10 protein-coding genes are annotated in these 9,847 nt (G+C 62.8%); 5 read left to right on the forward strand and 5 right to left on the reverse strand.

All coding sequences use genetic code 11. The annotated features are described in order from the left end of the window. Nucleotides 1-46: 46 nt before the first annotated feature. The gene (locus PQQ96_RS16095; protein ID WP_408293469.1) at nucleotides 47-850 is read right to left on the reverse strand and encodes an inositol monophosphatase family protein; all 804 of its coding nucleotides are present in this window, start codon (nucleotides 848-850) and stop codon (nucleotides 47-49) included. Between the two features lie 364 nt (nucleotides 851-1,214). Here PQQ96_RS16095 and PQQ96_RS16100 point away from each other — a divergent pair, with 364 nt between their 5' ends. Together PQQ96_RS16100 and cysE are read left to right on the forward strand one after the other, a co-directional pair. Continuing rightward, nucleotides 1,215-2,051, forward strand: coding sequence for an RNA methyltransferase (locus PQQ96_RS16100; protein ID WP_408293493.1), 837 nt, complete (start codon nucleotides 1,215-1,217; stop codon nucleotides 2,049-2,051). A 179-nt stretch (nucleotides 2,052-2,230) separates the two neighbouring features. Beyond that, nucleotides 2,231-3,073, forward strand: coding sequence for a serine O-acetyltransferase (cysE, locus tag PQQ96_RS16105; RefSeq protein WP_408293472.1), 843 nt, complete (start codon nucleotides 2,231-2,233; stop codon nucleotides 3,071-3,073). A 4-nt stretch (nucleotides 3,074-3,077) separates the two neighbouring features. Here cysE and PQQ96_RS16110 read toward each other — a convergent pair whose 3' ends face one another. The 4 genes from PQQ96_RS16110 to PQQ96_RS16125 all read right to left on the reverse strand — a co-directional run bounded on the left by PQQ96_RS16110 (nucleotide 3,078) and on the right by PQQ96_RS16125 (nucleotide 5,939). Next, nucleotides 3,078-3,875 carry a UDP-2,3-diacylglucosamine diphosphatase gene (locus PQQ96_RS16110; protein WP_408293475.1) on the reverse strand — a complete coding sequence of 266 codons (798 nt, stop codon included), beginning with the start codon at nucleotides 3,873-3,875 and terminating at the stop codon, nucleotides 3,078-3,080. 47 nt (nucleotides 3,876-3,922) lie between these two features. Further along, complete coding sequence (locus PQQ96_RS16115) at nucleotides 3,923-4,417, reverse strand: peptidylprolyl isomerase (protein WP_074283023.1); 495 nt, start codon at nucleotides 4,415-4,417, stop codon at nucleotides 3,923-3,925. A 159-nt stretch (nucleotides 4,418-4,576) separates the two neighbouring features. Beyond that, nucleotides 4,577-5,158 carry a peptidylprolyl isomerase gene (locus PQQ96_RS16120; RefSeq protein ID WP_408293478.1) on the reverse strand — a complete coding sequence of 194 codons (582 nt, stop codon included), beginning with the start codon at nucleotides 5,156-5,158 and terminating at the stop codon, nucleotides 4,577-4,579. A 49-nt stretch (nucleotides 5,159-5,207) separates the two neighbouring features. After that, nucleotides 5,208-5,939, reverse strand: coding sequence for a tetratricopeptide repeat protein (locus tag PQQ96_RS16125; protein WP_408293481.1), 732 nt, complete (start codon nucleotides 5,937-5,939; stop codon nucleotides 5,208-5,210). 254 nt (nucleotides 5,940-6,193) lie between these two features. On the opposite strand from PQQ96_RS16125, the gene cysS reads away from it, so the two are divergent. The 3 genes from cysS (at nucleotide 6,194) to PQQ96_RS16140 (ending at nucleotide 9,809) form a co-directional block, all read left to right on the forward strand. Continuing rightward, entirely contained in the window at nucleotides 6,194-7,591 is a 1,398-nt protein-coding gene (gene cysS / locus PQQ96_RS16130) for a cysteine--tRNA ligase (protein WP_408293483.1), read from the forward strand. A 47-nt stretch (nucleotides 7,592-7,638) separates the two neighbouring features. Next, nucleotides 7,639-8,712 carry a DNA-3-methyladenine glycosylase family protein gene (locus PQQ96_RS16135; RefSeq protein WP_408293485.1) on the forward strand — a complete coding sequence of 358 codons (1,074 nt, stop codon included), beginning with the start codon at nucleotides 7,639-7,641 and terminating at the stop codon, nucleotides 8,710-8,712. 125 nt (nucleotides 8,713-8,837) lie between these two features. Beyond that, on the forward strand, nucleotides 8,838-9,809 hold the full coding sequence (locus tag PQQ96_RS16140; RefSeq protein ID WP_128589679.1) for an acetyl-CoA carboxylase carboxyltransferase subunit alpha: 972 nt from the start codon (nucleotides 8,838-8,840) through the stop codon (nucleotides 9,807-9,809). Nucleotides 9,810-9,847: the final 38 nt, after the last annotated feature.

Below are 9,847 nucleotides of genomic sequence, written 5' to 3' on the forward strand. Positions count from 1 at the left end.
GGCTTAGGTCTCCAAACCGGAGATCTGAGGCCTGAGACCCGAGACCTTAAGCCGATTGCTGGCGCGTGCGGCTGTAGCGCGACAGGATCGGGATCATCTGCGCGTAGACCTTCGGATTGCCCGCGACGATTTCGCCGACGTGCAGGAAGTCCGAGTCGCCCGTGTAATTGCCGACCAGACCGCCGGCTTCCGTGATCAGCAGGCTGCCCGCGGCGACGTCCCACGGATTCAGGCCTTGCTCAAAGAAACCGTCCATGCGGCCCGCAGCGACGTTCGCCAGATCGAGCGCGGCGGCGCCCGGACGGCGCAGGCCGGCGCAGGCTTCGGTCATTTCGGCGAACTGGCGGCCGTACGCTTCGAGACCGTCCTTTTCACGGAACGGGAAGCCCGTGCCGATCAGGCCGTCGGCTAGGCGGTCGCGCTTGGCGACGCGGATGCGGCGGTCGTTCAGGAACGCGCCGCGGCCGCGCGAAGCGGTGAACAGGTCATTGCGGGTCGGATCATAGACCACCGACTGCGTCACGATGCCCTTGTGGGCCAGCGCGATCGACACGCAGTAATACGGGAAGCCGTGAATGAAATTGGTGGTGCCGTCGAGCGGATCGATGATCCACTGGAATTCGGACTCGTTGTCCGACTTGCCGGATTCTTCTGCGAGGATGGCGTGATCGGGGTAGGCGGTCTTGAGCGTATCAATGATCGCCGCTTCAGACGCTTTGTCGACCTCCGTGACGAAATCGTTGTGCTGTTTCTTGCTGACCTGGATGAGATCGAGGTCAAGCGACGCGCGGTTGATGATCTGGGCTGCACGGCGCGCGGCCTTGACAGCAATATTGAGCATGGGATGCATGAGACTGGATCCTTGTGCCGGGGCAGCACGGCTGCTGACCGGTAAATGAGCGCGGGATGAGCGCTGATTGAGCACCATCAAGGGGCGCGAAAACAGCACGGAACGCACGTCCGATAAGCGACCGGGTGCGCATTCCGCCGACGGAGACGAATTGAATAAGAACGAGGCGCCGGACTTTTCGTAGACGAAAGCCGGGCGCGAATATTGGTATTTTACCTGAGTCCGGGCGCCACGGCAGCGATTGCTGCCCGCCGCGCCGCATGACGGCCGATTGGCGCGCGTTTTGTGCGGTCGTTACGCACAATTCGGAGCCGACGCGGGGTTGGCGCTACCATACGCATTCTTTACCTTGCAGAATTCCATCGTGGACCACACGCATCATTCTTCCGATCCCGCCGTGGCGGACCTGCGCGGCGGTTTTACGTCGACGCGCTTCGTGCTCGTCGAGCCCAGCCACCCCGGCAACGTCGGCGCCGCGGCGCGCGCGCTGAAAACCATGGGTTTCTCGCGCCTCGTGCTGGTGTCGCCGCGCGTGCCGCACGTGCAGAGCGATCCGGAAGCCATCGCCATGGCAAGCGGCGCCGACGATGTGCTGGCATCGGCGCACGTCGTGCCGACGCTCGCCGAGGCGTTGAGCGGCGTGCATTGGTCGATCGCGCTGACCGCCCGGCTGCGCGAATACGGGCCGCCGCAATGGACGCCGCGTGCCGCGGCCGGTGCCGCGCGTGAGCAGGCGGTACGTGGCGAAATCGCGCTGGTGTTCGGCAATGAGCGCACGGGTTTGTCGAATGAGGACGTCGAGCGTTGTAGCGCGCTCGCGCATATTCCGGCCAATCCGGCCTACAGTTCGCTTAATCTTGCGCAGGCCGTGCAGGTGTTGGCGTATGAATTACGCACGGCGTATTTGTCTGATGGCGAGGCAACGCCCGCAACGCCTGCCGCGGCTCAGGTGTCCGCCGGGCAGGGCGAGCCGGCAGGCGCCCGGGCGCCGAGCGACGAGATCGAAAGCATGTACGCCCATCTGGAAAGTGCGCTGGTCGCGCTTGAGTTTCTCGACCCGGCCAATCCCAAGAAGCTGATGTCGCGCCTGCGGCGCCTGTTCGCGCGTTCCGGTCTGGAGCGCGAAGAAGTGAATATCGTGCGCGGCATCGCCAAGCATATTCTGCTGAAGACCAAAGCGCCGGGCGGCGACGCTTCTTAAGGACAGCGCCCCCCATCGACGACCTTGCCGGCAGCGTGGGCTTCCGGCAGGTTTCGCGCAATCGCCCTACAATTGCCCAAAACGTTCTAAGCAAAGCTGCCGATCTGCTAAGCGGCAAGCCATCCGCCGTGCGTGATGTTTCGCGCCTGCGGTTTTTCCCCCACGACACAATCCCTGCCATGTTCACGAGACTTCGCGAAGACATTGCCACGATCCGCGAGCGCGATCCCGCCGCCCGCAGCGCCTGGGAAGTCCTCACGTGTTACCCGGGTCTGCACGCGCTCGTGCTGCACCGGCTCGCGCACGCATGCTGGCAGGCTAAACGCCGCTGGCTCGCGCGTTTCATTTCGCAGATGGCGCGTTTCATGACCGGCATCGAAATCCACCCCGGCGCGACGCTGGGCCGCCGTGTGTTCATCGATCACGGCATGGGCGTCGTGATCGGCGAGACGGCGCAAATCGGCGACGACTGCACGATCTATCAGGGCGTGACGCTCGGCGGCACGTCGCTTACGCGGGGTGCGAAGCGGCATCCCACGCTGGAACGCGGCGTGATCGTCGGAGCGGGGGCGAAGGTGCTCGGCGGCTTTACCATCGGCGCGGACGCGAAGATCGGCTCGAATGCGGTGGTCACCAAGCCGGTGCCGGCGCGCGGTACGGCGGTGGGTAATCCGGCGCGCATCATCGTGCCGGCCGCGGCTGCCGTGGCTGCTGCGGCAGCAGGTTCGGCGAGCGCATCGTCAAATGGCGCGTCGCGTGAGTCGAAGGCTGCGCCGGAAAAGAGCGCATTCTGCGCCTATGGCATCACACCGAATGCGGACGATCCGGTGTCGCTGGCGATTCATGGGCTGATTGACCACGCCGCCACGCAGTCGAAGCGCATCGATGAGATCGTCGACGCGCTGGAGCGGTTGGGAACCAGTCTGGAAGGTCTGCAAGGCGCCGACGCGGCGCTGCTCGATTTGCGGCGCCTATCGGCTGCGATCGCCGGCAAGGTAGACGGGGCGGCGGTGGAGCGCTAAGCGATCAATCCAGCGGTAACGCCCGAATCCCTTCGGCATCGATCCGCAGATAACCGCCACGGCGCTCGCCGTGGTCGAGCTCCCAATCCGGCAAAACCCAGCGCGTGCCTTCAGGTTCGCGATGCCGAGCCGGCCGATGCGTATGCCCATGGATCATCGTGGCCGTTTTCGACGACTTGAATAACGCAGCGACGGCCTTCGACGTCACGTCATACTTCACCGAAATCGGCCGTGCGCGGCCTAGCTCGCTTTTCGAACGCATGTTTTCCGCCAGCGCCTGACGCCAGCGAAACGGCCACGCGAGAAACAGCATCTGCGCGGACCGGCTGCGCGCAAAGCGCCGGAATATTTGATAGCCGCGATCCGCGGTGCAGAGGCCATCGCCGTGCGCGAGCGCGATCCGCGTGCCGAATGCGGTGATCACAAACGGATCGGGCAGCCAGATCGCGCCGGCCGCTTTCATGAAGCGCTTGCCGAGTAGAAAATCGCGATTGCCGTGCATGATGTAGAGCGCGATGCCGCGTTCCGACAGTGTATGCAGCAACGCCGCCATGCGCGCGACGAACGGCTCGACGAGCATGTCGTCGCCGATCCAGTACTCGAACAGGTCGCCGAGAATGAAAACCGAGTCGGCCTGCTCAGCCGTGACGCGAATGAAGTGCTCGAACGCGGCGACCGTGTGCGGAATCGCCTCGCTCAGATGAATATCGGAGAGGAGAAAAAACGGGCGTGCGGCGTGCGGGCGTTTGCCCGCGCCAGGCACGCCCGCGGCGACGCTTCGCAGCGGCGTTTCTTGCAGCATTGAAGGTGCCTGAGTTCAGTTCGAACGGGTCGACGTTTATTGGACGCTTAGTCGACGATCACTGCTTTTTCGATCACGACGTCGTCGGCCGGCACGTCCTGATGGAAGCCCTTCGAACCCGTCTTGACCTTCTTGATCTTCTCGACGATGTCCATGCCGTCGACCACCTTGCCGAACACGGCGTAGCCCCAGCCCTGCGGCGTCGGCGACGAGTGGTTCAGGAAGTCGTTGTCGTTCACGTTGATGAAGAATTGCGCGGTCGCCGAATGCGGGTCGTTCGTGCGAGCCATCGCGACCGAGCCGTTGACATTCTTCAGGCCGTTGTTCGCTTCATTGGTGATCGGCTCAGCCGTCGGCTTCTGCTTCATGCCCGGTTCGAAGCCGCCGCCCTGGATCATGAAGCCGTCGATCACGCGGTGGAACACCGTGTTGTCGTAGTGGCCGGCCTTCACGTAGTTGAGGAAGTTCTCAACCGACTTCGGCGCCTTTTCAGCGTCCAGTTCGAGTTTGATGACGCCGTGGTTTGTATGCAGTTCAACCATGATGGAATCCTTTGATGAACGAGGTGGTTAAAAAGCGTGACCGGCCGTCATGTGAGGTGCGATGACGGCGGGCCGCGCCGGGGGCATAGATTGAGCGCTGACTTCCTGTGCAGGGTGCCAAGTGCTGTTAGTGCTGTTTCAGTGCTGCTTTGTATTCTGTTACTTGCCGACAACCGTAGCCGATTCGATCACGATCGGCTTTGCAGGCACGTCGCTCATCGGGCCGCGCGTGGTGGTGGGCGTGCCTTCGATTTTCTTCACGACGTCCATGCCGCTCGTGACCTTGCCGAACACCGCGTAGCCGTTGCCGTCCGGATTCGGATAGTCGAGGCCGGCGTTGTCCACCGTGTTGATGAAGAACTGCGCAGTGGCCGAATCCGGATCGCTGGTGCGCGCCATGGCGAGCGTGCCGGCGGCGTTCTTCAGACCGTTACGGCTTTCGAGCGGAATCGGCGCGCGCGTGGGCTTCTCCGCGAAGCTTTGCGTATAACCGCCGCCCTGAATCATGAAGCCGCGAATCACGCGATGGAAAATCGTGCCGCTGTACTGGCCGGACTTCACGTAGTCGAGGAAGTTGGCGACCGTCTTCGGCGCCTTCTCAGGATACAACTCGACGCGGATGTCGCCTTCCGTGGTCTTGAAGAGGACGGACGGATGCGCGGCCTGCGAACCGGACTGGGCAAAGGCGGGGGCGTTTGCGATCAGGGCGGCGCTGCCGAGCGCCAACATCAACCATTTCATGAAGATCCTCAGGGTTGGAAAAAACGTGTTGCCGAAAACGGTGACGGTGTTATTTCGACGGCGCCATGTACGGCGGCATGGCGAGCGAGCCATTCGGGCCGCCGAACTGGAAGCCCGGTGTCTGTGTCATGTCTGAGCTCTCGCGCGCGGCACTGGCCTCGGCCGGCGCGGCGGCGACCTTCTTTACCGGCACGGTGCCCTTGGGCGGCGAGACGATCTTCTCGATGTCAGCGAGGCGCTGCGTGGTGGTGGCGCTCGCTTTGCCGAGGCCTTGCGCGCGACGGTAAGCCGCGTCGGCCATGCGCAGATAGAGATCGCCGAGATTTTCGTACGCGAGACCATAGCCCGGATTCACCTTGGTCGCGGTTTCGAGCGCGGCGCGTGCCTCGGCGTAACGGCCGTGCTTCGCGTAGAGCGCCGCCAGGTTGTTATACGGCTCGGGCAGTTCCGGATACAGTTGCGTGAGTTCGGTGAACGCGGTGATTGCATCGTCGTCGCGATCCAGATGGGCCAGCACCGTGCCGCGCTTGAATTTTGCTTGCGCGTCATGCGGATTCGAGGCGATGCGCGCGTCGAGCTGCGTGAGCGCGGCTTGCCAGTTCTTCTGCGCAATCGACGCGTCGATCTCCGGCGTGTTGTCACGCACGGCGGGCCCCGTCGGCATCGTGGCGGCTTTCTGCGCGTACGCGGCAGCACCCGGCAAGACCGTAAGGGCGACGGCGCAGAATGCCGTCGCGGCGAGGGTCGCAGCGCTGCGCGCGCGGCCGCTGGAAGGTTTCATAGGCTCGGGTCTGGATGTTATACTCCGACCCATTCTAACAAAAGGTCTGCGCGTTCCGTCGAACCGCAAACTGTCTTTTCGCCACTCGTGGTCGTCTCCGCCTTGATCGCAGCCTAACCGCCGCACCAGGTGCACCGGTTTGCTGCTGTGCATGTCGCGGTACAGGAAGCACCCGCCGTCTTCTCGCGAGGGCCTCTTGCACCAAACAGCACGAAACACATTGCGGATTTCTTTCGGCCCACGCACCGTTCTCTATGGAATCACTGCGCATCTACAACACGCTCGCGCGTGACAAGCAAACCTTCGTGCCGCTGCAAGATGGCGTCGTGCGGATGTACGTCTGCGGGATGACCGTGTACGACTATTGTCACGTCGGTCATGCGCGGGTGATGGTCGTGTTCGACATCGTGCAACGGTGGTTGCGCACGCTCGGTTACGACGTGACCTACGTGCGCAACATCACGGATATTGACGACAAGATCATCCGGCGCGCAGTGGAGAACGGTGAAACGATCAAATCGCTGACCGATCGCTTCATCAAGGCGTTGCATGAAGACGCGGACGCGCTCGGCATCGAGCGGCCCGATCTGGAGCCGCGCGCGACAGATTTCATTCCGCAGATGCTCGGCATGATCGAGCAGCTCGAGGCAAATGGCTATGCGTATCAGGCGAGCGACGGCGACGTGAACTACGCCGTGCGCAAGTTCGCGGGCTACGGCAAGCTGTCGGGCAAGTCGCTTGAAGATTTGCGCGCGGGCGAACGTGTCGCTGCGAATGACGCGAAGCAGGATCCGCTCGACTTCGTGTTGTGGAAGCCGGCCAAGGCGGACGAGCCGGCCGACACCGGCTGGGATTCGAAATATGGGCGCGGCCGCCCGGGCTGGCATATCGAATGCTCGGCCATGGGCTGCACGTTGCTCGGCGACCATTTTGACATTCACGGCGGTGGTCAGGACCTGCAGTTTCCGCACCACGAGAACGAGATTGCGCAAAGCGAAGCCGCGACCGGACAAACCTTCGTCAATTACTGGATGCACAACGGCTACGTGCAGATCGACAATGAGAAGATGTCGAAGTCGTTGAACAACTTCTTTACGATCCGCGAAGTATTGGCGCAGTACGATGCCGAGGTCGTGCGGTTTTTTATCGCGCGCGCGCATTACCGTTCGCCGTTGAACTACAGCGACGTGCATATCGATGACGCCCGCAATGCCCTCGCACGTTTGTACACCGCGCTGAAAGACGTCACACCTGACAGCGCGGAGCTCGACTGGAACGAAGCGCATGCGCAGCGTTTCCGGGCAGCGATGAATGACGACTTCAACACGCCGGTTGCAGTATCGGTGTTGTTCGAGTTGGCAACTGAAGTGAACCGCACGCGCGACCCCGTGCTGGCCCGTCAACTGCGCTCGCTTGGCGCTGTGATCGGGTTGCTCGGCCGAGAGCCGCGTGCATACCTGCAGCAGGCTGCGGGCGCCGCCGCGGAGGGCGCGCTCGATGCCGCAGCGATCGAAGCGAAGATCGCCGCGCGCGTGGCAGCCAAGCAGGCGAAAGACTATGCGGCAGCAGACCGGATCCGGGCCGAATTGCTCGAGGCCGGCGTTGCACTTGAAGACAAACCCGGCGGGTTGACCGAGTGGCGGCGCGTGTGAGCGCACCTCGACCTTCCCTTTGATCGACTCGCCAGGCAGGAGGCAGGATGGCAACGGCCACGAAGACGCCGGCTAAACGAGCCACGTCTCAAACAAACGCGGCAGCCGCGGCAAAGTCGACACGCACGTCGGCTCGTACGGGCAGCAGCGCGGTAAAGAAAGCATCGTCGAAACCCGCCGCAGTGGCGGCGAAGACAGGCACGCGTGCAGCGGCGGGCGCAGCGACGGGTGCAGCGAAGAAGGCCACGGCCAAGCGCGCGCTGAACGGCGCGTCGGTGCACGCGCCTGTTTCGACGCGCGCCAAAGCACCGCGTGCAAAGAGCAATGGCGCGTTGCCTGCTGACCTTGCCGGCGACGTGCAGGAACTCGCGCGTATGACGCGCGAAGGGCACGAAGGTGAAGTCGTACGCAAGACGCGCGCGTCATCGAGTGCCGGCGGTGAAGCCGCGGGTGTTGCTGAACTCGCCGTGCCTGTGCAGATCGATGGCCTCACGCCTGAAGTTACCCGTCCGGCATATTGGGACAAAGCGTGCGCGGACCTCGTCAAGCGCGACCGCATTCTGAAGAAACTGATTCCGAAGTTCGGCCCGGTGCATCTGCTGAGCCGTGGCGATCCGTTCGTCACGCTCGCGCGTTCGGTGGTCGGGCAGCAGATTTCGGTGGCGTCCGCGCAAGCGGTCTGGGCGAAAGTCGAGGCCGCGTGTCCGAAACTCGTGCCGCAGCAGTTCATCAAGCTCGGCCAGGACAAGCTGACCGCGTGCGGGCTCTCCAAGCGGAAGGCCGAATACGTGCTCGATCTCGCAGAGCACTTCGTGTCGGGCGCGTTGCACGTCGGCAAGTGGACTTCGATGGATGACGAGGCGGTGATCGCCGAGCTCACGCAGATCCGCGGCATCGGCCGCTGGACGGCGGAAATGTTCCTGATCTTCAATCTGTCGCGCCCGGACGTGCTGCCGCTCGACGACCTTGGCCTGATCCGCGCGATCAGCATCAATTACTTTAGCGGCGAACCGGTTACGCGCAGCGAAGCGCGTGAGGTTGCGGCAAACTGGGAGCCGTGGCGCACCGTCGCGACCTGGTATATGTGGCGTAGTCTCGATCCGCTGCAGATCGACTACTGACAAAAAAGAGGCGATGCCGTTTCGAAAAACTATCAACTGTTAAAAATCGATAGTTGAGAGATGGTTTTGACATCGGCGAGCGCGGTTAGAATACGCGCTGCCGGTAAGTCCAAGGATTACAACCAATGAAGACCACCTTTCTGGATTTCGAACAGCCGATCGCTGAACTCGAAGCGAAGATCGAAGAATTGCGCTTCGTGCAGGACGATTCGGCCGTCGATATTTCGGAAGAAATCGAGCGGCTGTCCAAGAAGAGCCAACAGCTCACTAAAGATCTGTACGCGAACCTCACCCCGTGGCAGGTTTCGCAAATCGCTCGACATCCCCAACGCCCGTACACGTTCGATTACGTGAGCGAGCTGTTCACCGATTTCCACGAGCTTCACGGCGACCGCAATTATGCGGACGACCTGTCGATCGTCGGCGGCCTCGCGCGTTTCAACGGCCAGGCTTGCATGGTGATCGGCCATCAGAAGGGCCGCGACACCAAGGAGCGCGCGCTGCGCAACTTCGGCATGCCGCGTCCGGAAGGCTATCGCAAGGCCGAACGCCTGATGCGTCTTGCTGAAAAGTTCAGCTTGCCGATCTTCACGTTCATCGATACGCCGGGTGCATATCCGGGCATCGGTGCGGAAGAGCGCGGCCAGTCGGAAGCGATCGGCCGCAATCTGTACGTGATGGCTGAACTCAAGACGCCGCTGATCGCCACGATCATCGGGGAAGGCGGCTCGGGCGGCGCGCTCGCGATCGCCGTCGGCGACAGCGTGCTGATGCTGCAATTCTCGACCTATTCGGTGATTTCGCCGGAAGGTTGCGCGTCGATCCTGTGGAAGAGCGCGGCGAAAGCGCCGGAAGCTGCGGAAGCGCTCGGCCTGACCGCGCATCGTCTCAAGGCGCTTGGCCTGATCGACAAGATCGTCAACGAACCGCTGGGTGGCGCGCATCGCGATCCGAAGGGCATGGCCGCGATGCTGCGCCGTGCACTCGCCGACTCGCTGCGCCAGTTCCAGGGCATGAGCATCAACGACCTGCGTCAACGCCGTTTCGAACGGTTGATGTCGTACGGCAAGTTCAAGGAAACGACGCCGGGTGCTTAAGCCCGCGCGCGTTCTCTTTCGTCCTTCAGCGCCTGACG

Source organism: Paraburkholderia sediminicola (assembly GCF_046027825.1).
GTDB lineage: Bacteria > Pseudomonadota > Gammaproteobacteria > Burkholderiales > Burkholderiaceae > Paraburkholderia > Paraburkholderia sediminicola_D.